We start from the raw sequence: 26620 nt of genomic DNA, 5'->3' as shown, positions 1-26620 counted from the left end.
AGAATAGCCTAAAAGTGGGGCGAATAAGATAGAGTAATCTGTCTGCGGGGAGGGTGCATCGTGAATTTGGCGGGCATAAAAACCTTGGTTACGGGTTCGGATGGGTTTATCGGCTCTCACCTTGTCGAAGAGCTTGTCTGTCGGGGATGTCACGTGAAAGCTCTTGCGTTTTACAATTCATTTGGCTCCTCTGGTTGGCTAGAATATCTCCCTTCCGAAGTACACAATCAGGTTGAAATCGTATTCGGTGATATCCGCGATGCTGACTTTGTGATGAACGTGATGCGGGGATGCCAAGTCGTATTCCATCTGGCAGCGCTCGTAGGCATACCCTATTCATACCAGGCTCCCGCGTCGTATGTAGACACCAATGTGAGAGGTACGTTGCACGTGTTGCAGGCAGCGCAGACACTTGGCACGGACAGAGTCATTCACACTTCAACGAGTGAAGTGTACGGGACGGCGCAGTTCGTCCCAATCACGGAATCCCACCCGTTACGCGCACAGTCGCCCTATGCTGCAACAAAAATTGGCGCCGATCAGCTCGCATTATCCTTCCATGACGCTTTTGGCGCACCCGTTTCCATCGTTCGACCCTTTAACACGTTTGGTCCAAGGCAATCCCTCCGGGCCGTCATCCCTACAATTATTAGTCAGATTGCCAGCGGTAACCGGAAATTGAAACTCGGCGCGCTTCATCCGACGCGGGACTTCACTTATGTGAAGGACACAGTCCGCGGGTTCACGGCTATAGCCGAAGCCGACACGTCGGTAGGTAAAGTAGTGAACGTAGGGAGCAATTATGAGATTTCTATCGCACAATTGGTGCAACTGATTGCAGATGTTATGGGTGTTCACGTAGAGGTCGAAACGGAATCAACACGGCTTCGTCCAGCAGAAAGCGAAGTGGAGCGATTGTGGGCGGATAATTCATTGGCCCGCACATATTTTGGCTGGACTCCGCACTACGTCGGCCGGGACGGACTTAGAAGCGGACTGAAAGAAACCGCGGATTGGTTTATAAACGAGGACAACCTGAAGCACTACCATCCACAAAGGTATGGCGTATGAAGACAAAAGACGAATTTCTGACGGATGTTCTCGCACGACTGCGGATTGTACTTCCGCAATCTACAGACAGGCTCATTCCGTTGCATGAGCCGACTTTCGGTGGGAACGAGTGGGAATACATCAAAGAGTGTTTGGATACTCGGTGGGTATCGTCGGTGGGTCAGTATGTGAGCCGGTTTGAAACCGAACTTGCCGAGTACACGGGCGCAAAATTTGCGGTTGCCGTAGTGAACGGCACAGCAGCACTCCATATGTGCCTGAGACTATGCGGGGTACGGCCTGACGATGAAGTTTTAGTTCCGGCGCTTACGTTTATTGCAACAGCCAATGCAGTGAACTACTGCGGTGCAGTACCTCATTTCGTGGATTGCGCGGAGGAAACGCTCGGGCTCGATCCGTTGAAACTGGAACTTTACCTTCAAGAGGTTGCGCGTGTTAGCGGTGATGAGTGCTTTAACCAACAGTCTGGTCGTCGAATTAAAGCAGTTGTTCCCATGCATACATTTGGTTGTCCAGTCGACCTTGATGTGCTTGTTGATGTTTGTGAACGTTACAAACTCGCTCTCGTGGAAGATGCCGCGGAATCGCTCGGATCCTACTATAAAGGCCGACATACAGGGAACTGGGGGATGCTCTCGGCTCTCAGTTTCAATGGCAACAAGATCGTCACAACGGGCGGTGGCGGCGCGATATTGTGCAATGATAGACAACTGGCAGAACAGGCTAAGCATCTCACAACGACAGCAAAGCTTCCCCACGCCTGGGCGTTTAGCCATGACGAGGTCGGTTACAACTACCGATTACCGAACATTAACGCCGCGCTCGGTGTTGCTCAGCTTGAACAAATCGCCTCGTTCTTAAATTCCAAGCGACAATTGGCGATGACGTATCAATCGGCTTTTGCAGGTTGCCAGAGTATCCAGTACTTTAAAGAGCCCCTACATTCGAGCAGTAATTATTGGTTGAATACATTCCTTCTAGACGATGCGTATTCGAAATGGTTGGACGACTTGTTGGCACTCACGAACCAGGAGGGCATTATGACACGCCCATGTTGGACACCGTTGCATCACCAGATTATGTACACGAATTGTCCGCGTATGGATCTCTCCGTCACGGAAAGGCTGGCAAAGCGGATCATCAATGTACCAAGTAGCGCGTCTTTAGGAGGTCTTCATGGCTAAATGGAAGATCTGCGTGGTAACAGGAAGTCGAGCGGAATACGGCTTACTGCACGACATCATGGTCGGACTGAACAAGTGTAATGATGTGGATTTGCAGGTCGTGGCCACAGGAATGCATCTCTCGCCAGAATTTGGGCTGACGTATAAGGTGATTGAGCGAGACGGATTTGACATTGCCGCGAAGGTAGAGTCACTGCTATCAAGTGACACCGCCGTAGGAGTCACAAAATCTATGGGTCTAGGCATGATTGGATTCGCGGAAGTGTTTCATACGCTGTCTCCAAATCTCGTAGTTCTCTTGGGTGACCGGTTTGAGATCCTGTCGGCCGCTCTGGCCGCTTATATCGCCCGAATTCCCATTGCTCACATCGGAGGAGGGGATGTCACCGAAGGTGCGTTTGACGACTCCATTCGGCACAGCATCACGAAACTGGCGAGCCTGCACTTTGTGACGCACGAGGCCGCAAGACGAAGGGTCTGCCAACTTGGTGAGGACCCTGCAGTTGTTTTCGACGTAGGGCACCCTGGAATTGACAGAATTCGAAACCTTGTACTGCTCTCGAAAGAGGAGCTGGCGGAAATCCTTAAATTTCAATTTCGAACCAACAATGTACTGGTGACATACCACCCTGTGACACTGGGACCACGTCACTCATCTGAAGAGTTTGGGGAAGTCCTTCACGCGCTCCATCAGTTGGGTGAGGACGTCGGAATTATTTTTACAAAACCGAACGCTGACCCAGAGGGGCGTTTGCTTGCCAATATGATAGACGATTTTGTCGCCAATCACGCTAACGCTGTTTCGCACACGTCGCTTGGCCAACTCTACTATTTTAGCGCTGTTCAGTGGGTCGACGCAGTTGTTGGAAACTCCTCGAGTGGAATTTACGAGGTGCCAAGTCTGAAGAAACCGACGGTGGATATCGGCGACCGTCAAAAAGGGCGAATGCGCGGGAACTCCGTTGTACACTGCGAGCCGAGAGCAGAGGACATCTTGCACGCGATTCAGAATGCGTTCCAACTTGACTGCCAGAACGTCGCAAACCCGTATGGTGACGGATATAGCAGCGAGCGCATCCTTACGGAGATAATGCTTTACATTCCGCAATTAGGTAAAACTACAAAACGGTTTTGCGAGGTGGGGAATTAATGCGACGTTCGCGAACGTTTGTGGTAGCGGAAATTGGGGTCAACCATAACGGTTCTCTCGCTTTAGCGAAAAAATTGGTTGACGCGGCGGTTGCTGCGGGCGCAGATGCAGTGAAGTTTCAATCTTTCCATGCGGAAAGTCTGGTTAGCTCCACTGCACCGAAGGCCGATTACCAGAAAGATTCATTGGAAGACACCGAGCCACAATACGAAATGCTTCGTAAATTGCAGTTATCGATAGCGGACCATGGTGTTCTCCGGCGTTATTGCGAGGAAAGACATATTGAATTTATGTCCACTCCATTTGATATGGAAAGTGTTCGGATGCTGGTGCGAGACCTAAACGTTACTAGGATCAAGATAGCCTCGGGTGAAGTGACGAATTTTCCCCTTCTCGTAGAAATCGCACGCGCGAAGAAGCCCGTCATTTTATCCACTGGAATGTGTACACTCGGAGAGGTCGAGAGCGCTCTGGCTGCGCTCGCTTTTGGATTCATTCACACGACTTCATCGGAGCCGACTCTCACGGAGTTTTACCATGCCTACTGTTCAACAGATGGCCAAATCGCCTTATCGCAAAAAGTCTGCCTCTTGCATACGACGTCGGAGTACCCAGCTCCCATGGAGCAAGTCAATCTGCGGGCTATGAATACATTAGAGCAGGCATTCAGGTTACCGGTAGGTTTGTCGGATCACACCCAAGGTTTTTCAGTCGCGATTGCTGCAGTAGCGCGAGGGGCCGCAATGATTGAAAAACATATTACGCTCGACTGTTCTATGGAAGGACCAGACCATTCCGCTTCGATGGAGCCAGATGGCTTCAAACAGATGGTAAAGTGTATTCGGGAGGTCGAAATCGCACTCGGATCCGCTTTGAAGCACCCCATGCCGTCTGAACGGGGGAACGCACAGGTATCGCGTAAAAGCATTGTTGCCGCCATGCCCATCGCACAGGGGGACATATTCAATGCCGAAAATCTTACCGCGAAGAGACCCGGCACCGGAATTTCTCCCATGTACTACTGGGAGTTGCTCGGTAAAGTTGCGCCACGTCCGTACAAGAAAGATGAGATGATTGAATGGACATTGCCATTTTTGGGGCAGGGGGATTCGCCGAAGAAGTAGCAGACCTGTGTTTAGAGCTCAGATATAACAGCGTCGTTTTGATCGATAAAGACCATGGTGTATCCACAGCCTCTGGATTCCCGGTGGTCTCTGAAATGGAAGTGGACGCTTTGCGACTGGCAAAATACCAGTTTGTCATTGCATTAGGCAATCCGCGTTTGCGAAGGGACGTCCACTGTCGCTTTTCGATTCTCCCTTTTGTCAATGTAGTCCATCCCTGTGCAACGTTCGGCATCAGGCAAAAGGCGGACCTGCTTCAGAGAAAGGGCAACATTGTACTGGCAGGGGCCAGGGTGACGGTTAACATCACGTTCGGCAACTTTGGAATCTACAATCAAAATTGCACGGTAGCTCATGACTGTGCAATTGAGGATTACGTCACGATTGGTCCGGGTGCGAATGTGTCGGGGAATGTTCGATTGTTGGAAGGTGCTTACATCGGATCGGGAGCCGTGGTTCTACAAGGGAAAGGGCGGGATGCAAAGCTGTCAGTCGGTCGATACGCCACGGTGGGCGCGGGGGCAGTCGTTACCAAGAATGTCCTAGACGGCCATGTAGTCAAAGGAGTCCCTGCTCGATAACAAGCACGTCGCACGTAAAAGTTATCACCATGCGTGAAGTCCACCATCCACAAACAAGCTGTGACCTGTCACGTAAGACGATGCGTCGGAAGCTAGGTACACCACCGCCCCTACGAGTTCGTGTGGTTTGGCCATGCGCCCTAGGGGGATTCTTTGCGAGTAGTTGTTCACGAAAGTTTCGTTCTGGCCACTCTGAACGCCTCCGGGAATGAGGGTGTTGACGCGGATTCCATGCTTTGCCCACCGCGCCGCGAGATACCGGCTGAGACCGATGACACCTGCTTTGGACGCGGAGTATACGGCAGGTGAGTTAATGGAGGTTCCCAGGTAATTCGATCCGTCGTAAATGCGTTCATCCGGTGCTAAAGCTCCATAAATTGACGAAGTCTGAATGATGGAACCCCCAAGACCGCGCTCAATCATCGACTTACCGACGGACTGAGCAACGAGGAACATACCATCCAGGTTAACAGACATCACTTGTTTCCACTGCTCCAACGAATAGTTCTCGAATGGAGCGAAAAAATCCGATAGACAGTCCGACTTACTGGCAGCGTTGTTGAGAAGGATATGAATTGCACCCAACTCGTTCGTGACGGTCGTAACCATCTGGTGTACGGAATGTGGATTCGAAACATCACACGAGATGCCAATGCATGACCGTCCATACCGGTCGTTCAATTCATTCGAGAACTCGGTGGCTTGTGACTGATCGAGGTCGACAATCGCGACGTTGGCGCCGAACTCCGCCAGACCCGAGCAAAACTTTCGTCCTAGAATGCCGACGCCGCCCGTTACCACAGCAACTTTTCCAGACAAATCAAAGAGTGCCTTGTACATTGTCGGGTCCAACCTTCTCACTCCTTTGCTTCATTAAACACTCCACCACTGTGAAATCCAATTCCGAATCGATGTCGATAGACCGTTCAGGGGGCATTACAAAAAGTTGACTGCCCTTACCGAACAGTGTCTGACTGGTGAAAAGCCAGTCGCGCTTCCAAACGTAAACCGAAGCGTTTAGGTCATAAGTCGGTGGTGTATCCTGGCGTCGGGCATAGAGAGAGGCTGGGGGAAGCACCAAATGTACGCTGTCTTCACTTTCTTCGACTATATTGAAATACGGTGATCGACGGGACGGCGTGCCTGTTAGGACGATGTTGGCATTTCTTTTCTCCAGCAGTTCGACCGCTCCAACAATGTCCTCGATGTATCGCAATGGGGAGGTTGCGTCGAGGTCAACGATGGTGTCGAATTGAATACTCACATTTTGCTCAACGGTTTGGACACAGTGTTGGATGGCTGGGAGCTTCGGGGCTTCATCGGTTGCAATGTGCGACGGACGCTTAACAAGCTCCTGTACACCATATTGCCCAGCAACATTCAGGATTTCCTTCGAATCACTGCTGACGGCGATGATGTCAAACAACTTCGTTCGTTCGGCCTGTTCTATGGAATAGGCAATGAGCGGCTTTCCAAGTAAGTCCCGGATGTTCTTGTTTCGCACTCCCTTTGACCCGCCACGAGCACAAATCGTACATAATCTCTTCACCTTGTAACCCACCTTCGCCGCTGCATGCATTGTTCGACTTCCTCGATGAGATCAACGATGGCCAACGCTTCTTTGGCAGAGCAGAGTTCATTGTACTGACCGAGAATGAGTGCCTGAAGCTGTTTTCGGTACGTGAGATCGGGTGTACAAGGATACTCTTTGACGTCCCTGTCAACCTGCAGCGTGTTATGCATCAAATCTGCCACGTATGTGTGTGCATCGGTGTTGACGAGAATTTGCCGACGCCCTAGCCTATCTAAATAATTCATCTGTATGTTTAAAACCGGGCACTGGTTCGTTTTCATTAAAATTCCACATACGTCATCACTGTCGATTTCCAAGTTGCTGCAATGTCCCCCTAGAGCTGTGACTTGTCGCCACTTTCCAAACAGCCATTGAACGTAATCCAGCTCATGGCTGAGGTCTCGCAATGCACCGCCGCCTTCCTGTCGCTTTGCAGAGTAGCACAAGCGGTAATCACCTTGTCGCCAAATTGGGAGGTATTGACCAACATAAACTTGCGTGGAGACGACACGGTCTTGCTTCACCAAGGATTTTAGACGATTAAGAACCGGGTGAAATCGGAGATTATAGGCCACGAAAACGTTGTGCAGATACTCCGGCGGCAGTGTTCGAGCGCCATCGAATAACGGCTTCTCCATGAGTACAACACCTTTGTATCCCTGTTCTCGAAGGGCACACAGTGTGCCGAAGTGTTCGTGTGTCCGATTCGATACAACGACGACATCGGGGTTTACTGCCTGTAGTCCATCCTTTTCGCACCGGTACGTTGGTAAAAGGGATGGGGCGGCATGCCGACTGACGATAGAAACGTGACAGTCCAAGCTTTGGAGTATACGGCTATGCCGCTGCCCGACCGAGCCATAACCGATAATGAGGGTGTTCATGGGAACACCTCGGGATACTCTCTCAGCGCCCTGTGGTAGTCGTCCATTTTTCCGATATCCAACCAGTACTCGCGAATTGGGAACACGGAAACGGGGAGGTTCTTCTGTGCGAGTTGTTCGAGAAAATCGGTCATGTCGATATTGGTACAGGGAGGTATGAGTGATAGGACTTGTGGTTCTATGACGTAAATTCCAGCGTTAACAAACAATCGGTGCTGCGGTTTCTCGTGTATCTCGATAAGACGGTTGTCAGCGAACTGCACCACACCGTATGGAATGGAGTAAACATGTTCCCGGATACCCATCGTTGCCACACTCTGGCTTGCCGTATGGAACTCCAGCAGCTGTCCAAAATCCACTCGCGTTAACAAATCTCCATTAATCACAATCACGGGTTCCATGATATTGGGTGGCAGCAGTGAAAGTGCCCCAGCCGTTCCAAGACGTTTGTTCTCCCAAAGATATTCAATCTCGACTCCCCATTTCTCCCCTCTCCCGAAATAGTCTTTAATCATTTCTGCCTTGTAGTTTACGGAGAAATAGAAACGGTGAAAGGAATGATTGATGAGGGAGGTGAGAATTATTTCTAAGATGGGTTTGGGACCAATCGACAATAACGGTTTTGGACAGTTGGCGGTTAGAGGAGCCAACCGAGTTCCGAGTCCCCCAGCCATGAGAACCACATTGTTGGGGCGTTTCGCAGTTTGTAGAAAGTCTTCCAGGAGTTCAATTCCTACCACCCGCCCCTTATCATCAATGACAGGGATGCCCCGAACTCTCTTCTGCCCCATCAAAGCGAAGACGGATTGGGGAGAGGTGCCACTCTGAACGACGGTCGGCCGTGTATTCATGATCACGCGAATCGCTCGGTGAAGGTCGACGCCATTCAGGATGGCGCGCCGGATGTCACCGTCCGTGACGGTCCCTAATAGATGACGCTCAGAATCTACGACCAAGGCAATCTGGAACCCGTGGTTGTCAATGACCCGGATAGTTTCTTCAATGGAGGAGTCCGGGTGGACCATGATCTTGGTGCACGGTTTCATCGGCTTCACTCCTGTCAAGTAAAGTGGCTGGATTTGACTCCGTACAATCACCATGAACGTTACGCATTGGATGGCAGTGTAGACCGTGTGGCTAATCTTTCAACACGGTCTACATTTGCCTCCATACGCAGGTATCGTATGAACATTCGTTACACAGCGGAACGGAAGAACTCGGTCATGCACAAGTTAGCAGTCGTGCCTGTACTCACAACAGTGGATGTCACGCTAACGGAGGTGAAGTTTGGTACAACGAACGATCTGAGTTTTTGTCCTGTAGCGAGGGTGTACGTTGCAACCGCCGACGTTCCCCTCCGAAACGTAAAGGTGAGGCTTGCCGAATTCGTCGAGTCGTTGGAAAGTAAACCGCTGGCTGCAACAGAAGTCGGGTTGGGGCCAAACAGTGTTTGCCCGGCAGTTGAGAATTGGTAACTTTGCGTTGGCAGACATACACTGACCAGCTCTTGACCGCAACAGGATTGTGTTGAACAACTACACGACATTTTTTATTCCTCCTTGGCATATTTTCAATGCCATTTAATATATGAACTAGAGAGACAATGTGTATAGACAGATGATGTGTAAAAATTGGCCAGGAGCATAATCTACAATATTGAAATAATTTAACGTCATGTATGATCGATTTCCGATTTCTGTATGACGTGTCGTTCAGCGAGGTCAAACTGTTGGGTCATCACCGCACAAATCTTTTTAAGACATTCATACATGTCTCTGTAGAGTCTCGTGGCCAAATATAAACTATCCACACTGTCGACTTCTCCAAGATCATTAATTTGTTTATGAAACGCGAAGAGAGCGTGTTGGGTGTAAGGAGCGATTTGGACGTCTGTAAATTTTTCGCACGCAACACTGCTTCTTTCAACTAATGCCTCGATAAATGAGGGGACTTCAGTCTCCGGGTGTTTCGCCTTTAGCTGGCATGCCAGTTCGACCAGCCTGCAGTCTTGAATGTCGTCATTGGCAGATTGTGTTAAGGAATGAAATTGGTTTTTCATATCTTTAACTTTGGATAGCAGCGTACTGTACTTTTTTGCAATCTCTGACGTATTGGGGAGAACAGAAGCGCTTTGAACGTATTGATACAGAGCTGTATCTACGTACTCCGTGCAATACGTGGAAACCACTTCGTCGAGGGTCATTAGTTCCGTGCCGTGAATGTAGGCCCCTCCTTCGGTGGCGTCGATAAAGTGAACCTCAGGGTGCAAACTGATTTGGTCTTCAAACCAAGCTCTGAACTCGTCCCAGAGTCTGGTCGTGAGTACTCGCTCACCGTTTACGCCCGGAACATAGAAGGCTGGTTGTTCCCGCAGCGACTTAACTTGATGTGCGAGGGTACTTTCGGCATAGGCAGATAACTGACTATGTGTCGTCTTGTCTCTGCCAAAAGCCAGATCTTGGCCTACAAATACGATGGGATTGGCGCCCGTCCATACGGCAAATTCAAACGCTAGGTGAGCGGATGACGATCCGCTGTGAAGACCGCACACGTCATCCGTAAGCGTCTGTTGTATCCACCTACACGATGATTCTCCAGACCGAAACACCGGAACAAAGGAACCCTGGAACAACTTTGGAATCCTTGGGTCTATCAGGGTCAAGCCAATTAATACAAGGTCAGATGGGAGTCGTTGGTTTTCGAAATGGATGTGATACACATTGGGTGTGCGCTCCGTGACTGCCACAGCATCTGGTCGTATCCCTCGTATGAGGCAAGGCCGCAAGGATGATTCTGCGGTGATGATAAGAGATTTTCCAACCGCTCGGGTGAGTGTATCGATATTTCTATCCAATGAAGGACCATTAGAAACGATAAATGCCGGTTTACCCATGAATGCATTACGCAGTGAAGAAAGTTGTGGGCTGCAGATAATCTCTTGTGCGTTGTCTAGGGTGTTGTAGACACCAACCAGTGTGTCATAAATGGAGTTGCCAATGCTCATGCAAGATCCTCGAAGGGCATGCAAGAACCACTCATGCAGCGTAAGGTACAGGTTTTTCTCGTGGCGGTGCGCCAGCCAAGTAAACGAGACGGTCAGATTCGTGCTTCGTAGCAGAAACTCCTCATAGAGGAGACTCTTCAGCTGGCTCTTAATTTGGTCTATGTTCCCCACGAGAAAATGACACGAGGGATCGCTCAGTAAAGGTTGAAGGTCGATACACTGGAGCATGGCATAGAATAGTTCGACGTTCTGCTCAAAGATGAGTGTTTCTGTATAGGCCTTTTTCCGCTTCGCGTATTCGAGGAGGGGGTACCCGAAGCCGCAGCCATAGATGATACTCACCTTGGTGTCTTTATAATTGATGGATGCTGCCCACTGTTGAGCTTCTGCCCAAGGGTCGACAAAGCTGTTGGTGTGAGTGTGGTTGTTTTCCATGCGATAGATACCGACGGGCCAACCGTTCTTTCCAGTGGCAATCTGAACCGATTGCCAATACATTTCGTGATTTGATGGTGGTGGCAGCAGGTCTTTGAGATATTGAGGTAGGCATGCAAGGTTATTGGAAAAAATTTCGTTATCCATAATTATCCTCCCATCAGTTACCCTCCCGTCCACTCGACGGATTGCCACGTGTTTCTGGCCCTTAATACGGGCAGCAATTCATACTCCAAGATGTCAGTAGCCCGAGTGATGTCTTCGTTTCGCAAATGGTCCAGCATATTTCGCAGCATTTGGGTCACGAGATGAACCATGTTGTCAGAAAGCCGATTCTCGGTATCCTCTTCATCTGGGCGCATTAAACCATCAAGCCATAACAAACAGGCCATTTGAAACCAACTGAGCCCACCTAAGTCATCCCCGCAGCGCCAGGATTCACACCCTTGTTCCATACAGGAGACGAAATCATGATCTCGGATCATAGCTGTCATAGTCCCCCTTCCGGAAGCGGTGCATGGCATTCCGGGCCCCTTGTTCAAAAAAACAATTGATTTTTGTCATTATCGACTGTCTCATCCATTCATTGGTCTCCGAAAATTGCATCACAGGCACTTGCATTCGTTCTGTGTCAGATTCCTGAAATAGAACTTGTGGATTTGAGGTGAGCCAAACATACCATTCTTCAAGAACCAACAGTAATTTCTGCCGAACGTCGCTCTCCCGGTTTGGCTGTTCCACAGGGAACCTCACCTCACATACATAGTGTAGTCACCAGATTGACGTTACCTTTCGAACTGACGTACGCGAATCAAATAAGCGCCCTTGCACACTCCACTCTCTCCGCAACATTCCACCCTCAGACTTTTTAAGGAAGCCACATTGAAAGATACCTGCTGCCCTTGTTCAATCTGCGCGATGACTTCCTCCTTTCCGTTCAATTGGATGAAAACTGTCATCGCACACTTCGAGTCGTTGTCAACCCTCACCATTGCCGCGGGGTACGGATGGGTGGAGAGAAAATAGGTTCTAGCCTCATCGCTACATAATTGGAATATGCGTCCACAAATTGTCTCCCAGCAGAAGCGTTTTGCTTTTGGTTTTTTTTTCCTAGGGATACAGCGCCGTCGTTTCCGCGACTGACCACAGTGGACATTTACGACAGTCACTCGTTTGCTGATTTGCGCCATATGGGATTTTTGCATTGAACCCCTCCTCCCTCGATAGTGCACTAAAAAATAATATTGCGACCCGGGCCAGCATGCGAAGGACATAAGCCGACGAAGGTATGAATTTAGTTGCTTGCCCTGTGTTTCTATCCGCATTTCTATTCAAAATAGACGAATACACGCATACGTCCGCCGGGGCACCTTGAATGACCGGAGGTATATTACATTACACTGAGAGGAAGCCATTGGGAGGGGGAATGGGGGGCAGTGAACCGTCATTCGCACTGTGAAGGTATCTGTCAAAGGCATCTCATTCAACAATGCTTGCAGGTTGAATGGATTTTAGATGGGGAGAATAAGACTGTTGTTTACGTTTCAACTGAATTGGTTTTGGGCTCAGGTAGTGTGACGTCGGACATGACTCCGTCTGAGGAGGTCAAAATAGAGTTTCTATTTCGTGACACGGTTATTCAGGCCATCCCCTTATTGCCAGGGCAATCTGTTGCATTCACTGTGAGCGGCTTTGATATAATCCAGGTCGTTGGGACAGCATCATCAGTTGCGTCCGGGAAGTTGTGTTTAGAATTACAAATACCTGCACTCTGAATTTTGTAGAAGTCTGAGAGGTCCTCCGTGTATCTTGTTTCACGAGCCGTCGTGAAGTCTTGCCGATGATGTTAGAGCCCTTGTAGAGGAAACCGCTTCTGCCGGGGCATCTCGTGTGTACGTTAAACAATACTCTGAGGCCGATGGTCAGCAGCATAAGAAAGGTGCAGAACTAACAATTTTAGTTGCTGAATAACATTCTCTATACAGTACAACGGGTGTCCGTAAATTGGGGAGGTACCCGTTCATCCTCATACCCGTGTAAGTGTATTCGTCAACAAGACCACTACTTGTTGTCATTTGACGATGAGAGTCCAAGCCTCATAGAAAGAGAAATAGATAGTCGTTGGGTAGCGAGACATGTTCATAAATTTTAAACACGAAAAGGGTGCAATTGCGCCCTTTTCAGATAGGGTCATTAGAAGTTGACAACGAGGTCGAGGACAATCGGATCGCCTGGATCCAGCGATGCTCCGCCTACAATTGTAAGATCTGACGTTGTAACGGTTGCAGACCCGTTTTCTTGTGGAATGCCGTTAATGAATAACGTATAGTTGGCATAGCTAGCAGGGAATGCGGTTACTGCATTTCCGTTGTCATCTACAAATGACGTTGCGACAATTACTAGATCGGACCCGCTCACAGTCCCTACACTAGCAGGTGTATAGTACTTGTAGGACTTAAGATTGGGGTGGATAAGAGTCACTGCCATGATTTATCACCTCCTTTCATCACATCAGTTTTTAGATTTGGCTTATAAACTCAATGGCAATTGGGTCATTCGGATCTAACTGGCTTCCCCCTATTACGAGAAGAGCAGATGGTACAACTGTGAAGGTTCCATTTTGTTGAATAACTCCATTGATATAGAGATTTGTATACGAGTATCCAGTAGGGAAGGAGGTGATTGTGTTCCCAGAATCATTTACAAAACCTAAAACCGGAATAATCAGTTCACTGCCAAGATGTGTTCCACTTGAGGTTTTTGAAAAAAACTTTTGAGAGACAAGTGACAGTGGTTCGTTATGGGGATAACAACAGAAATAAAAAATGTAGGTATTATGACAATCGCGATTGAGCGAATTACCTTCAAAAGGTTTCATCGATGTACCCGGATTTGAAAATTTAATACATACGGACACCGTCAGTCCAAGAAACCTATTTTTGGTTGCGGTCAATGACAATCGTATCGTCGGGTTTTCAAGATGCGAAGGCACCGATCTGAAGAGATTTTCCCACAAAACGGAGTTTGGAGTGTGCGTACTAAAACTCGCTTGTCTAATTCAGGACCATACTGATGAACCCAGCGCATGATTGTGGTATGAGAAACTTGGACTCCTCTTTCTTCGAGCAGTTCGACGATGTAAACGGTAACTTAAGCTGTATTGCAAATACCATCGGACAGCCGTCAGGATAATGTGAGCTTCGAAATGCTTCCATTTGAACGCATTGATAACCTGTCATCTTCATCCCATGGATTTATTCGCCAATATTAGCACCTTTGGTTTTTTTGCACCAGAACCTTATTTTCTTGAAACTACTTTGGTCTTACTTGTTGTTTTTGTAGTAGAGGTTATGATCTGGTTGAGATTTAAATAAATGCCCGATGAACTCGTAGGAGCCACCAACGCAATCGTGTTTGCACCCCGCTGCAGGTTGACAGTGGTTTGTACCGTACTCCAAATGTCCCAACCGCCAGTATTGTTGAAGGTCAGTGAATCCACTTTTGATCCATTCATATACAGGTCTCGCGGAGCCGCGTTACTAGCATTCGAGTAACGAATGGAGAGCGTCACGGTACCTGGGTGCTGAGCCCACACCGGAAGCACCACAGCCTCATTGCCTTTCCCATCACCCCAACCACCGATGTTGCTGTTGTCCGGTTCATAAGATCCACCAACTTGGACGTAGTAGCTATACGGCGTACTGGGGTTTGTGCTCTCCATCATCGCTGGAAGCGCGCTGTAGACAGAAATACCCTCGGGCGATGCTGTAGAAGGTTGAGCTGGGAAATTTTCGGCGGCCTGTTGATACGTAGCCATGGAAGTTAAAGACATGACTGCACTTAGTTCATTAGACAGATCGACAGAGGAAGCTGACGGTGCAGGACCAGTCCAATTACCCCCAAAAACGCCTGCGGTAGACGTTTGGTCACGATTCCACAACGAGGAGAGATTGGCCTGAACAAACTTAAATAGATTCTGATTTTGGCCATCTACACTTAGCAGTTCAATCATATATCGCATGAAGATCCCTTTGAACAGACCTCCATCGCCGCCGCCCGTCTCGACGCCTGCCATCACGTCGTCAGAGTTTGCGAATTGCTTAATGGCTGCGTTGGCAACCAGTTCGGCGTCCGATAGATATACGCCATTACCTGTCAATTGGAACAGTTCAACAGCTGCGCCTATGACAAGACCGTAGTTATAGGTCCACTGTGCAGTGCCGCCATTTGGATACGTATTCTGCTGACTAAGTGGATTCCAGTCTACACCATCCAAAACAGTACCTGGACCATATTTTGTTCCTCCTGCTATGCCTCCTTTGGGGAGAACCAACGTATTCCATTCCCAATCAAATAGTTGCATAGCATCAGCAAGATACGACTGGTGCCGAGTGGCTGAGTATAGTTCGGCAGAGAGGATTGCATCCGTCATATTAGCGGCTGTTTCTCGATAGAAGGGATTGTACCAACTGCTTCCGGCGCTCGGTTTATCCCATGTGATACCACCTTCTGGCGTACAACTTTTCTCAATATCCGCCTGAAGGGTTTCCGCGTCCTGTACAAGTGCCGGCGCACCGGCATTATTCATACCGTCCGATATTGTGGGAGCTACTGGAAAAGCCGATGTCGAATTGGTTCCCATCGCTTTAAATGCTTGCATTAAGGCAATCCCCAACCAACCCTCGTCATCATTCCAACTATCTAACATCTGTGAACCATATTGTTTTTGAAGACCGGTGATGAAATTGGTGATGTACGAATTATAAGTCGTTGAATTCGTCGCCAAATCAGCATCCGCTAAAGCATAGAGTGCGTTTGCTTCTCACCAATAATTACCTGCATAGCTCCCGCCGGGTGTGTTTTCAAACTGATTCCCGGTACTGTTCCAATAGGATCCTATTAATCCCTGAACAGCGGTAGTTGCTTTGGTTTGATAATTTATATGAATAGTCTGATTATTGTTTTGAGGGCTTGCAGAAACAGTGTTTGTACTGATACTTCCAACAGCTAAAACACTGAAGGCGGTCGCGATGCTGCGCTTCACCAGCATATTTTTTCGAGATCCCAAAAGCACGGACTTTTTCATCAAATATTCTCTCCTCTCAATCCTTAATGTTCCACGGCATGATCATCGTTCAACTCTTTTTGATTGCGTTTTCATAAACATCATTTTTAATAATGAAAGAAAAAACTGTGCCCCTCATGACACTATAAAGCTACCACGTGAAGTTACTGTAGCATGGAGAACGGCACACTTTCAGTGTGATTTAGTGACGACTACACTACGACTTTATGACATATCTAGGTAGAAGTTTATGTCTAAGTTATCGCTCAAATAGTATCTATGGTGCTTAATAATATCCACAGCTTTTGGCTCCCAGTCTGTCTCAGTGGCTCCGTGTGCGCTATCCGCAAAGTTTCACCAGGCTGAGCTTGTCATGCAAGCTTTTTTATTTGCGTCATACAGCATCGGTTAGCGACTTCGGTACGTCACAAGAGACTTGCAAATCATCGAGCGATTGAAGGAGCAAACCACCTTTGAACGTGCTTAGTCATAGTGGATAAGAACCCTGGTGATTGATGGATTGGTTGAAAACAACAAGATGTGTATGATCCCAAGACGCCAAGTAGAAGAGCGCGTCGCAAGATCACACAGCTTCCAATAAGAGTTGGATGATTTTTGATCTCACACGAATGTGTCGAAGATGCCTGTCAGTCTGATCTTAAAACTCTATCATCATGTCTTTCGTAACAACATTTGCAAAATTGATTTAACTCTTTTGATTATGAGGTTTTTGCAGACTTCTGAACCCTTGTAGTACAAGGGTTTGTAGGAAATAAAAAAGTACTTCACCCCAAATTCGAGAAGATTTCAAGCACCTAAACAAGAAACTCTCAAGGAGGGAAGTCGCTTGTATCTTCTCCAAAAGTCTCTATTTCCCTTTGAGTCATGGTTAGAAATCGAGCCCAGTGAGCGTTTGGAATTGTTCTTCTCCGCTTTAGGGCTCCATCCGTACGCCGCGAAATTGCGAAGTTCGTCACCTCAGGGAGCAAAGCCTATCAATCGAGAGGCTATTTTGAGAGCCCTACTTGCCTCACCATTCGAGGGGATCTCTACCTTCACAAGACGACTACATACGTGGTTGGATACGGACCTTCGCTTCCGCTACCAATGCGGATTTCGCTTGGACGAGCCGGCACCATCGATTCCAACGCTGAGCCGTGTCTTTGCAGCAATCACAGAACAAGGTCTTGCGATGGAACTCTTCATCGATCTGGTCATTCAATGTCGGGAAGCCGGTGTCATTGACGGCAGTCACCTTGCCATCGACAGTACAGCAATCTCTGCCTATGAGAAGAAGCAGCCAAAATTACGTAGCCAGGAAACCGGGAATGCCAATTGGGGTGCCAAGTTCGATACGTTTGGCAATAAACTCACTTGGTTCGGGTACAAGATTCATCTTGCAGTCGACACACAGAGCGAACTTCCAGTATCTCTGGAGGTCACGCGAGCGAATGTATATGACGGTAAAATGGCAATTCCCCTCATGGTACATGTTGCCGAAGACCTCGGCTGGAAATTCAAGTTTGTCATGATGGACGCAGGTTACGACCAGATGAAGAACTATGTGGCAGTTCGAAACTACGGTGCGCAGGCAATCATTGCATTGAACAAATGTGGTGAGAAGGAACCACCGGAAGGGATGTCAACGACCGGCACACCTCTTTGCTCCATGGGCGATGACATGGTTTACTGGGGAGCCGACGGTGACCGACTCAAGTCCGGTGTCCGCACATATTGGGCAAGGTTGACTGTCCATTTGGATCAGCGGCGTGTTCGGATTCGGGCTACGGTATGGTCGTAAAGCGAACGATTACTGAAGACTTGCGTCGATTCTCCAACCCGCACCGGAATACACGCCGATGGGCGGAACTCTACAATGAGCGAACTGCTGTCGAGCGATGTAATTCTAGAATCAAAGAAAACCTTTCTGCCAACGACGTTCATGTCGGTGGAATCCAAAAGGTCATAACTCACGTTTATCTTAATGCAATCGTCCTTCTAGCATCAGCCCTGGCGATGAACAAAGCAGTAAGCGCAAGGAGCATTGCATAAACAGAAAGAAGGAGCTTAGAGACAGGAGCACCGAATTGCTAATCAAAAAAATGAAGACCCTCCGTTTCAATTAGGTGTTGCCTCTTTTTCATTCCAGTAGAATAGCTATTCTGCAAAATCCTCGATTATGCTTTGACAATGTCATGGTAAAACCAGGTAATTTGTATGTCCGATAGTCTTACTCCTTATGTCGCAATTTTGCTATTGGCGATATGTTAACCTGTTAATATACTCGGTTCAAGGAAAAGTAGGTGTTTACCATTGCTCACTTTTGAAACAATGCTCACCACATGATTCGAGGAGGTCACAATATGACTCAGCGTTTGAAGAGTGGGGACATACTTAGCATTTCTTGGTTTGTTAAGTAACATTTTTGAAAACGTTTACAATTTGTTAGTTTAAAAAATCATAAGAAAGGGGGAGAGTGAACCTCTTAGTACGTACTTCCTATTACCAATTAACGAGACACCCATATGCAGTATCGAGTTCGAAGTACATGTCGAAATTATACCTTTTTTGTCCGAGTATCGGTTTCAATACATTGATTGAGAGAGGGTAGACAACTCATGAGTACACCAATTGGAGCACGAATTCCACCAAAGTTGAACGCAGAAGGCTTCGAGCGAGTAGCAGAATTACTGAAGGGTCTCGGTTTGTCCGCGATTGATGTTCCAACATTGACAGCGGACGTAGCCGAAATTTGCAGAAACAATGGACTTACCATCGGCTCAGTCGATGCCCACAACGTATCGCAGTTACTGTCTCGGGATAGTGATGTGCGCCAAATGGCCGTTGAGCGTATTTGCGTACAGATTCGCGAGGCGTCCAGTCTTGGCGCCAAGGTGATGTTTATGTGCCTTGTACCGGAGGAGAGAACGCAACCGATATCAGAGTCGCTCGGCTATTTCGAAGAGACCTTTGCTGAGATTGCGCCCGTGTGCGAAGCATCTGGCATTCGTGTCGCTATTGAAGGATGGCCTGGCCCTGGTCCCAACTACCCGACGCTCGGTTACACGCCAGAGGTCTGGCGTGCAATGTTCCGATGCGTTCCGTCAACAGCCCTGGGGCTCTGCTTTGATCCGTCGCACCTCGTTCGCCTCGGCATCGACTATCTGCGCGTGTTCGACGAATTCAGCACGAGAATTGTCCACTGTCACGGAAAAGACACAGAACTGCTTCCTGAGCAACAGTATCTCTACGGCACACTGGCAGCCCGTCTTGACGATACACCTGGATTTTCCGAGGGTCCTTGGCGATACTGCATCCCTGGCAACGGAGAGGTCGACTGGCATCGAGTCGCATATCGTCTTGACCAAATTGGCTACACCGGATGCGTATCTATTGAACTTGAGGATTTCAGATACTGGGGAACTTTGGAGGATGAACTGCGCGGCATTCGCAAGGCGCACGAACATTTGGTGAAGCATTTTGGCTGACACAATTACACACTCGTATAACATAAGGAGCTTTGAAATCTTTCATTTGATTTATTCATATTCATATTGAAAGGAAGATCTTGTTCAATGAGTAAAGTACGGTTTTTAATGATTGGTATTGGCGGTATGGGGCGCGTACATGTTGAAAATCTCTTGAATGTGCAAGACGCTGAGATTGTTGGCCTGGTAGATACATCGGATGCTTCCATCGGGGCCACGAAATCAAAATTTGCGTCGCTGGCAGAGGTACCGTCGTTTTCTGACTATCAACAGGCGCTTGCTGAAGTTGAAGCTGACGCAGCTGTCATTGTGACACCGCACAGTCAACACTTCGAACAAGGGATGGCATGTTTGAGCCGCGGGCTTCATGTCTTGATGGAAAAACCATTTGTCTCCGGTAGTGAAAACGCGAAAAAATTGATTGCTTATGCGAATGAGCAAGATAGACACTTGGCAGTGAGCTACCAACGTCATACACAGGGACAATATATGTACCTTCGCCATCTCATTCAGAGTGGCACACTAGGTACGATTCGATTTATTTCGGCTTACCAGGCGCAGCGCTGGCTTGAAGGATGTCGCGGCACCTGGCGACAAAATAAGGCATTGTCCTGTGGCGGTCAGCTAAACGACTCCGGCTCACATTTGTTGGACGTCATTTTGTGGTCGACTGGATTGGAACCAAAAGAAGTTCAGGCGTATATTGACAACCGCGGTACAGAAGTGGACATCGACACTGCGCTCTCTGTACGTTTTGAAGGCGGTTGCATATGTACGTTTAATGTGGTTGGCAGTGCCAATATCGGGTGGTGGGAAGATGTCTCCGTCCATGGCGATAAGGGTAGCGCTCTTTATCGGAACGGCAAGTTATTCGTTTCGAGAGGTGCACACGAGGCGCCTGTTGAAGTGCCGGACAGCGAGCTACCGACTTCCAGTAATCCGGATAGAAACTTTGTCGACTTGATTTTGGGACGTGTCGATCAAGCGGCTGCACCTGCAGAGTGTGGTTATCGTGTTGCTCGCCTGACTGAGGTCGCCTGGCAAAGCGCTGAATCCGGAAAGTCAATTCAATTCTAAAAACGATGATGTGTAAACACGATGCACTTCTCGATGTTTAAGGAGACATAGGGGATGGGCAACGGCGCGTTGCCATTCGCACGCGGCTTAGTTGACAAACCGGATGGCACTGAAGCTGGGCTTTCAATCCCCTCATGTTTCTTTCTCGCAGATGCAGTCGACAGTGCGGGAGGATGACATAAGTAGTGTATGCTTTGCAGCAAAAGGAGGAAGATGATGATGACCCCTACGGGAATCCAGACTCAATATCCGCCGATTCGACGCAAATCTAAAAAACAAAATCTGAGTCCTACGACGCGCAGCCAACGAAACGCCGGAATTGTGCTCGGTCTGCCGTGGTTTATAGGGCTTATCCTGTTTTTCCTCATTCCGTTTTTCATTTCACTCTATTGGAGTTTTACGAACTACAGCATTCTAAAGCCGGGAACATTCGTTGGATTAAGTAATTACGTTCACCTTTTTCATGACGCCACTTTTCTGAAGAGCCTGCTCGTGACTTTTTACTATACTGTGTTTTCCGTCCCCCTAACGATCATCGTCGGCGTTGGTGTTTCGCTGCTTTTGAACCTTAAAGTTAAAGGACAAGCGATTTTCAGAACTGCTGCCTTCGTGCCGAGCCTGGTCCCCGTCATTGCAATCATGATCCTTTGGAACTGGCTCCTCAGTCCACAAATCGGTGTTGTCAACTGGTTATTGTCCTTGATTCATGTCCAAGGTCCAGGATGGTTTACCGATCAACATTGGGCAATGCCTGCTATGGTATTGGTCAGCCTGTGGACTGGTATCGGTGGTTCAACCGTTATTTATCTCGCCGGCTTACAAGATGTTCCGCAAGATTTATATGACTCAGCAGAAGTGGATGGAGCTGGAGTTTTCCGGAGAGCAAGGCATGTCACGATTCCACTGTTGACTCCGGTAATTTTTTTTCAATTGATCATGGGTATTATCGGAGCATTGCAACAGTTCAACCTCCCATACCTGATTTCCGGAGGCAATGGTAATCCGAACAATTCCTTGCTCTTTTACGGCATTTACCAATACCAGACCGCCTTTTCATATTTAAGGATGGGTTACGCGTCTGCAATGGCGTGGGTCATGTTTATTATCATCTTAATTATTACTGCCTTTGTCTTTAAAAGCCAATCTCGTTGGGTGTTTTATCAAGGAGCGAAAGAAAGATAGTCGTCATCGCTTTGCAAAATAATACGGATGTCGAAAAGGGGGATTTCACGCGATGAGCAAGATCTCGAAAATAACTGCTTATATCGTCTTGATTATCATCGGGCTTTTTAGTATTTTCCCTCTCCTGTGGATGATTTCCACCACATTGAAAACGAATTCGCAGGTGAATCTGGTGCCTCCGGTCTGGATTCCGCACCCATTCGATTGGAGCAATTGGGTCCAAGCAGTGACGTTCATCCCGTTTCCTCAATATCTGTGGAACACAATCTTTATTAGCGTGTTAGCGACATTTGGAGCCATGTTGGTTTGTCCAATGATAGCATATAGTTTTGCCCGTCTTAGATGGCCTGGTAGAAACCTCGTTTTCGCGCTGACGATTTCAGTGATGATGTTGCCAGCTACGGTCACAATGATTCCCCTCTTCGTTGAATGGAAAACCGTCGGCCTGGTTGGTACGCGATGGCCGTTGATTTTAGGGGCATTCTTCGGAAGTCCATATTATATCTTTTTGCTCAGACAGTTCTTTTTAGGACTGCCGAACGAATTGGAAGACGCAGCCCGTGTAGACGGCCTGAGCGAATACGGAATTTATTTCCGGGTCATGTTGCCGTTAGCTGTACCAGGTGTATTGACAGTCGGTTTGTTCCAATTCATGGCATCCTGGGGAGACTTCATGGGTCCTTTGATCTACCTCTTTAAGCCGAGTACGTACACTTTGTCACTCGGCATTCAGCAATTCATGACCCAGCACACGGTGATGATGCAACAGTTGATGGTTGTCGGTTTGTTGACGACAATTCCGATTATCGTAATTTATTTCTTTGTCCAAAAACGTTTTATCGAGGGTATTACGTTTACGGGGATCAAGGGCTAAGTACCCTCTCCTGTCGCCGCAACCGTGCGATGGTAGCCTATTAAAAATTGGCGCAATTTAACTAGGGAGGATCACCATGAAGAAAAAAGTATTCTCGGTCTCTCTTGGTATCCTGACACTTTGCTCCCTCGTGACCGGGTGCGGGACGAATAGTGGCAACAACCACGTAACGACGATTAATTTTTGGTATGGGCAAGGCGGGATTGGCGGTACGACCTACGAACAACTCATTAAAGAGTTTAACGAAACACACAAAAATATCCATGTAATCGGTACCTTTGTGGCATCCAGCGGATCAATTGTGCCACAAAAGCTGATTACGGCGATTGCTGGTTCAAAAGCGCCTGATTGTACCGAACTCGACAGTTTTCTTGTACCTCAGTTCGCACAAAAAGGGGCCCTCATAGACTTAACCCCATATATTCAGGCGCAAGGTCTGAAAAAATCTGATTTTATTCCTGCCATCTGGCAAGCGAACACGTTTGACGGACACCTTTATGCGTACCCACACGATACGGATGTTAGGTTTTTATATTGGAACAAAGACCTATTTAAAAAGGCTGGTTTGAATCCAAATCAACCGCCGAAGACGATTGCACAGCTCGATCAAGACGCCGCAAAGCTGACCGTACACAATTCGGCAGGGCAGATTACGCAAGCTGGTTTTATTCCATGGGGAGACCAAGGTTCTTTCGACACGTGGGCTTGGGCATTCGGAGCCACCTTTAACCAAAACTCGGAAGGAGAGATTAACCTCGCAGATTCCGCGTCTATAAAATCCCTACAATGGCAACAAAAGTACGCAAAAGAATACGGTATTGCCAAGTTAAACGCGTTTACAGCTACCTTGCAAAACACAGGACTCAGCGCGTTTGACGCGGGTAAAGAGGCAATGACGGTGGATGGTGTGTGGAATATCGCCACACTTCAGCAACAAGCTCCTAAACTCCAGTATGGAGTTGAAGCGGTCCCCACGGTAGACGGTCAAGGATCGACGTGGTCAGGAGGCATTTCAGAGGTCATTCCGAAAGGTGCAAAGCATCCGGAAGCTGCTGCCGAGTTCTTGAATTGGCTTGTCGCCCCCAAACAGATGTTGATATGGGATAAAGCGACCACGCATCTTCCCACCCGTATGTCGATGCTGAAGAACTTGGGGACACCTGGACATGTAGTCGTCAGCCCGGCAGGCGACAAGTTATCCGCTGAACTCTTGCCGACTACGTATACGCGCCCGAACTCTCCTCTCAATGCGGAGATTTGGGACGGCACGACTAGCCTTGTCAGTACGGTGACGAATGATACTTCACAAAATCCTGCCACTGCCTTGAAAGCATTCTCGAATAAAATTAATCAAGAAATCAAAAATGGCTGGTATTGATCCTCGACAGGGAGGGACTCAAACGAATACAAGATGCGTAAAGTGCCTGTCACTCTTCGTGTACCGTGCCATTTGAATCCGATCACATCCTCGTGAAAACTATTGAGGTACGCGGTAAACGCCGCGTACCACCCTGTTGCAGATCAATTGGCGAAACGTGAGCCGGGGTTAGGAAATGTGTGCAAGTCAGTCGCCTTGGGTTAGGGAGTGCTGCGCTTGGTTTTTTATACGAAGCGGTAGAAACGCGCAGGTTACAGAGACGATTTCTTTCGCAGTGGAAAAAGGCGTGCGTCTTTTGATACGGTATCTTTATACGGTACAGGTCTCCCGCAGCAAAGGTTTGGTTCTTCCGAGCATTCCCCGACAAGTTCGTCGTTGCAACAAAGGTTGGCTCCGATTTTGACCCGAACGATCCGTCCAAGATGATTCAAGACTTCACCCATGATGACGTGTTACGACGGTTTGAAAGAAGTCTGTAACGTCTTGTGCTAGACTACGTTGATACCCTATATATCCACGTTCCGGACGATTTCTATGATGAGGCAGTCGGTGGCGCGTACCGCGCTATGCAACGGTTGAAAACTGAAGGCATGATCAAAGCGATATCTACTGTTATTTCAGGATGCTCTGTTTTTCTTACGAAAAGGTGAGTGTGAATGACACGAAGTTGCATTGGGATTGGTGATAAATACCATAAAACTGGACGAGTTTCAATGAGGGCACGATTTCTGTCTCATATGCCCTATTCGTGGCTTATTTTTGCTGCCTTGGCTCTATGGATAGAATGGCCGGTTGTGCTGCATCCGTACACACGGATTGTTGGTGGAATCCCCGATTCATATCAATATACATGGTATATAGGATGGTTTTGGCACGCAATTGTACATGGTTTAAACCCCTTTTATTCACATGAGATGAATTGGCCGCAGGGATTTGGACTCATGTACAACACATCGGTAGTTGCAATATCTGTTTTATTCGGTTGGCTTGTGCCAATGACGTCCACTGTATTTGTTTACAATTTCGTGTTCTTCATAAATATTTTCTTAATTGGTTGTGTGGGCAGAGCGATTTTACGTGAATGTGGCATTCGGCCTTGGTTGTCTACTTGGGGCGGTATCATGTTCTGTATTATGCCGTATCTCACTGCTCAAGAACTGGGACACATGAGCCAATATGTCGTTTCTCCATTATTCGTCGCCACGTACTTGTTCGTTCGTTGTATCAACGGGAAAGCGAATCATCAAATGATTTATGGAACGGCAATTGGCGTTGTATGCGCGGCTGAGTTTTATACTTCACTCGAACTGACTGTTACATTTCTATTAGTACTTTCGATATTCCTTATCTATCTCGGCATTCAGAAGAGTGGCCGTACTTGGATCCAGATTCACTTCGGCCCACTCCCTGGACGGTTTTGGATTCCGCTGGTTCTGAGTGCAGTAATTCTTATGCTACCTGGTATTTTTGCGTTTATCTTGACAGGAGGATTACTATTTTCTGGAGTCGAGATGCATCCGAATTCGGGAGAATATTGGGTTGCAGACTTTTTGAGCCCGTGGTATCCTACACGACTTTCTCTGATTCATACTGCTCTCACACAACGTATAACCAATGATGACTTTCTCGGTACACCTGAGGAACATGGGAATTATGTAGGCATCTTCTTTTTCTGCAGCGCGTTAATTCTTTGCAGAGCATGGAGAACACCAGTGAGCCGGTCCCTCTCATGGTTGGCCATCACAATGTTTATTCTTTCGCTGGGTACCCACGTGCATGTCTTCGGCCGACAGCTGCCTATCGTTCTGCCATGGATCCTATTTTCTCATGTTCCATTCCTGAATTCTGCACTACCTATACGGCTAGCCCTATATGTTGATGCCGGTCTCGTAATCTGGACAACGATGTCCCTTCAACACTATTTGTCATCCGCCGGCTCAGTCTCCATCCGTCGATTCATTTGGCTAACGTTTATTTGTTTTTTACCGCTTGTGTCGTGGTTGCCAACCGTCGACTACCCATATTCGTCCGTGTACTCCCTGCCGAAGGCGATTGTCCAGCAAATCGGTTCACAACCAGTCTTTTGGATTACGCCGAACTTTGGATATGATATGCAAGCTTTGACAGCATCCAGATATGAAATAAAAGTTTATAACATGTATGGATTTTCTCCTTCTGATGCGTTGAACCAAGCAGCAGGCGCTTCACTGAGTCAGTTTCAATTCTCTGCGCAATATGGTAGTTCTGCGCTCTGGGTTCAACAAATTACAACGATTAAGCAGACTTTACATTCCGGATATGTCTTACTTACACCGTTCGATCCGAGTGGAGTACCTTTGCCCTCAAACTTGAAGCAAGAATTGACAAACAGTTTTGGGAAACCAGTGCTTCAGATTAAGGGGTGTGACTTGTGGGCAATAAGAAATAAAGAGTAGAAGTAAGAGGCCCGGCAATCAGGTGAGATTGCTGAACATACAATGGCAGATCTTGTATTGCTTGTTGACCAAATGAACCTCGACGGGACGCTCCACCTCCGCATCATGAATCAGA

The 26620-nt window shown here is 47.9% G+C and carries 24 protein-coding genes and 4 pseudogenes; 15 read left to right on the top strand and 13 right to left on the bottom strand.

Annotated elements, in window-relative coordinates; genetic code table 11:
• Positions 1-60 precede the first annotated feature (60 nt).
• Genes NZD89_RS15305 through NZD89_RS15285 form a run of 5 tightly spaced genes read left to right on the top strand, consistent with a single transcriptional unit; the run spans position 61 to position 5110 of the window.
• Positions 61-1071, top strand: coding sequence for an NAD-dependent 4,6-dehydratase LegB (locus tag NZD89_RS15305; RefSeq protein WP_284285496.1), 1011 nt, complete (start codon positions 61-63; stop codon positions 1069-1071).
• Positions 1068-2255 (top strand): LegC family aminotransferase, encoded by a 1188-nt coding sequence (locus NZD89_RS15300; protein ID WP_268003671.1) that lies wholly within the window; start codon positions 1068-1070, stop codon positions 2253-2255. The genes NZD89_RS15305 and NZD89_RS15300 overlap by 4 nt, the downstream gene beginning before the upstream one ends.
• The gene (gene neuC, locus NZD89_RS15295; RefSeq protein WP_268003670.1) at positions 2248-3405 is read left to right on the top strand and encodes a UDP-N-acetylglucosamine 2-epimerase; all 1158 of its coding nucleotides are present in this window, start codon (positions 2248-2250) and stop codon (positions 3403-3405) included. Before NZD89_RS15300 ends, neuC begins: the two co-directional genes overlap by 8 nt.
• Positions 3405-4529, top strand: a complete 1125-nt coding sequence (neuB, locus tag NZD89_RS15290; protein WP_268003669.1) for an N-acetylneuraminate synthase — start codon at positions 3405-3407, stop codon at positions 4527-4529. The genes neuC and neuB overlap by 1 nt, the downstream gene beginning before the upstream one ends.
• On the top strand, positions 4484-5110 hold the full coding sequence (locus NZD89_RS15285) for a PglD-related sugar-binding protein (protein ID WP_268003668.1): 627 nt from the start codon (positions 4484-4486) through the stop codon (positions 5108-5110). The genes neuB and NZD89_RS15285 overlap by 46 nt, the downstream gene beginning before the upstream one ends.
• Positions 5111-5134: 24 nt before the next feature.
• Here the strand turns inward: NZD89_RS15285 and NZD89_RS15280 are convergent, their stop codons facing one another.
• The 4 genes from NZD89_RS15280 to NZD89_RS15265 are packed head-to-tail and all read right to left on the bottom strand — an operon-like array spanning position 5135 to position 8613.
• Positions 5135-5971, bottom strand: a complete 837-nt coding sequence (locus NZD89_RS15280) for an SDR family oxidoreductase (RefSeq protein WP_268003667.1) — start codon at positions 5969-5971, stop codon at positions 5135-5137.
• Positions 5931-6659: an acylneuraminate cytidylyltransferase family protein gene (locus NZD89_RS15275; RefSeq protein ID WP_268003666.1), complete on the bottom strand. Its 729-nt coding sequence runs from the start codon at positions 6657-6659 to the stop codon at positions 5931-5933. The genes NZD89_RS15280 and NZD89_RS15275 overlap by 41 nt, the downstream gene beginning before the upstream one ends.
• The gene (locus NZD89_RS15270; RefSeq protein ID WP_268003665.1) at positions 6656-7567 is read right to left on the bottom strand and encodes a Gfo/Idh/MocA family protein; all 912 of its coding nucleotides are present in this window, start codon (positions 7565-7567) and stop codon (positions 6656-6658) included. The genes NZD89_RS15275 and NZD89_RS15270 overlap by 4 nt, the downstream gene beginning before the upstream one ends.
• Complete coding sequence (locus tag NZD89_RS15265; protein WP_268003664.1) at positions 7564-8613, bottom strand: nucleotidyltransferase family protein; 1050 nt, start codon at positions 8611-8613, stop codon at positions 7564-7566. Before NZD89_RS15265 ends, NZD89_RS15270 begins: the two co-directional genes overlap by 4 nt.
• Between NZD89_RS15265 and NZD89_RS15260 the strand changes: the two genes are divergently transcribed.
• A complete protein-coding gene (locus NZD89_RS15260) occupies positions 8584-9042 on the top strand; it encodes a hypothetical protein (RefSeq protein ID WP_268003663.1) in 459 nt (152 codons plus the stop codon). The two genes, NZD89_RS15265 and NZD89_RS15260, sit on opposite strands and share 30 nt — an antisense overlap.
• 197 nt (positions 9043-9239) lie before the next feature.
• Here NZD89_RS15260 and NZD89_RS15255 read toward each other — a convergent pair whose 3' ends face one another.
• The 3 genes from NZD89_RS15255 to NZD89_RS29650 all read right to left on the bottom strand — a co-directional run bounded on the left by NZD89_RS15255 (position 9240) and on the right by NZD89_RS29650 (position 12196).
• Complete coding sequence (locus NZD89_RS15255; protein ID WP_268003662.1) at positions 9240-11153, bottom strand: motility associated factor glycosyltransferase family protein; 1914 nt, start codon at positions 11151-11153, stop codon at positions 9240-9242.
• A gap of 17 nt (positions 11154-11170) precedes the next feature.
• Positions 11171-11500: a hypothetical protein gene (locus NZD89_RS15250; protein ID WP_268003661.1), complete on the bottom strand. Its 330-nt coding sequence runs from the start codon at positions 11498-11500 to the stop codon at positions 11171-11173.
• 291 nt (positions 11501-11791) lie between these two features.
• Entirely contained in the window at positions 11792-12196 is a 405-nt protein-coding gene (locus NZD89_RS29650; RefSeq protein ID WP_369125270.1) for an S-Ena type endospore appendage, read from the bottom strand.
• Positions 12197-12442: 246 nt separating this feature from the next.
• Between NZD89_RS29650 and NZD89_RS29645 the strand changes: the two genes are divergently transcribed.
• Positions 12443-12781 carry an S-Ena type endospore appendage gene (locus NZD89_RS29645; RefSeq protein WP_369125197.1) on the top strand — a complete coding sequence of 113 codons (339 nt, stop codon included), beginning with the start codon at positions 12443-12445 and terminating at the stop codon, positions 12779-12781.
• 418 nt (positions 12782-13199) lie between these two features.
• On the opposite strand, the gene NZD89_RS15245 is transcribed toward NZD89_RS29645, so the two are convergent.
• Positions 13200-13493, bottom strand: coding sequence for a DUF4183 domain-containing protein (locus NZD89_RS15245; RefSeq protein WP_268003660.1), 294 nt, complete (start codon positions 13491-13493; stop codon positions 13200-13202).
• A gap of 31 nt (positions 13494-13524) precedes the next feature.
• The gene (locus NZD89_RS29640) at positions 13525-13884 is read right to left on the bottom strand and encodes a DUF4183 domain-containing protein (protein ID WP_369125196.1); all 360 of its coding nucleotides are present in this window, start codon (positions 13882-13884) and stop codon (positions 13525-13527) included.
• Here NZD89_RS29640 and NZD89_RS15240 point away from each other — a divergent pair.
• Positions 13874-14050, top strand: a pseudogene (locus tag NZD89_RS15240) (GNAT family N-acetyltransferase); the annotation flags it as partial. The gene NZD89_RS29640 and the pseudogene NZD89_RS15240 overlap by 11 nt on opposite strands.
• Here the strand turns inward: NZD89_RS15240 and NZD89_RS15235 are convergent.
• The 4 genes and pseudogenes from NZD89_RS15235 to NZD89_RS15220 form a co-directional block, all read right to left on the bottom strand.
• A pseudogene (locus NZD89_RS15235) lies at positions 14028-14235 on the bottom strand (IS6 family transposase); the annotation flags it as partial. The pseudogenes NZD89_RS15240 and NZD89_RS15235 overlap by 23 nt on opposite strands.
• Positions 14236-14304: 69 nt before the next feature.
• Positions 14305-14727 (bottom strand): carbohydrate-binding protein, encoded by a 423-nt coding sequence (locus NZD89_RS15230; RefSeq protein ID WP_268008506.1) that lies wholly within the window; start codon positions 14725-14727, stop codon positions 14305-14307.
• Positions 14728-14820: 93 nt separating this feature from the next.
• Positions 14821-15810 (bottom strand): annotated as a pseudogene (locus tag NZD89_RS15225) (glycoside hydrolase family 76 protein); the annotation flags it as partial.
• 18 nt (positions 15811-15828) lie between these two features.
• Positions 15829-16092: a hypothetical protein gene (locus NZD89_RS15220; protein WP_268003659.1), complete on the bottom strand. Its 264-nt coding sequence runs from the start codon at positions 16090-16092 to the stop codon at positions 15829-15831.
• Positions 16093-16918: 826 nt separating this feature from the next.
• Here NZD89_RS15220 and NZD89_RS15215 point away from each other — a divergent pair.
• The 7 genes and pseudogenes from NZD89_RS15215 (at position 16919) to NZD89_RS15185 (ending at position 26505) form a co-directional block, all read left to right on the top strand.
• A pseudogene (locus NZD89_RS15215) lies at positions 16919-18123 on the top strand (transposase).
• A 566-nt stretch (positions 18124-18689) separates the two neighbouring features.
• Positions 18690-19559, top strand: a complete 870-nt coding sequence (locus tag NZD89_RS15210) for a sugar phosphate isomerase/epimerase family protein (RefSeq protein WP_268003658.1) — start codon at positions 18690-18692, stop codon at positions 19557-19559.
• Positions 19560-19646: 87 nt separating this feature from the next.
• Positions 19647-20636 carry a Gfo/Idh/MocA family protein gene (locus NZD89_RS15205; protein WP_268003657.1) on the top strand — a complete coding sequence of 330 codons (990 nt, stop codon included), beginning with the start codon at positions 19647-19649 and terminating at the stop codon, positions 20634-20636.
• 219 nt (positions 20637-20855) lie between these two features.
• Complete coding sequence (locus NZD89_RS15200) at positions 20856-21818, top strand: carbohydrate ABC transporter permease (protein ID WP_268003656.1); 963 nt, start codon at positions 20856-20858, stop codon at positions 21816-21818.
• A gap of 52 nt (positions 21819-21870) precedes the next feature.
• Positions 21871-22692 carry a carbohydrate ABC transporter permease gene (locus NZD89_RS15195; protein WP_268003655.1) on the top strand — a complete coding sequence of 274 codons (822 nt, stop codon included), beginning with the start codon at positions 21871-21873 and terminating at the stop codon, positions 22690-22692.
• A gap of 76 nt (positions 22693-22768) precedes the next feature.
• Entirely contained in the window at positions 22769-24070 is a 1302-nt protein-coding gene (locus tag NZD89_RS15190) for an ABC transporter substrate-binding protein (protein ID WP_268003654.1), read from the top strand.
• Between the two features lie 941 nt (positions 24071-25011).
• A complete protein-coding gene (locus NZD89_RS15185; protein WP_268003653.1) occupies positions 25012-26505 on the top strand; it encodes a hypothetical protein in 1494 nt (497 codons plus the stop codon).
• The last annotated feature ends 115 nt before the right edge of the window (positions 26506-26620 follow it).

The sequence above is a fragment of the Alicyclobacillus fastidiosus genome, assembly GCF_026651875.1.
GTDB lineage: Bacteria > Bacillota > Bacilli > Alicyclobacillales > Alicyclobacillaceae > Alicyclobacillus > Alicyclobacillus fastidiosus.
The sequence above is the reverse complement of the archived record's forward strand: the minus strand, read 5'-3'. Positions and strand labels throughout refer to the sequence as shown.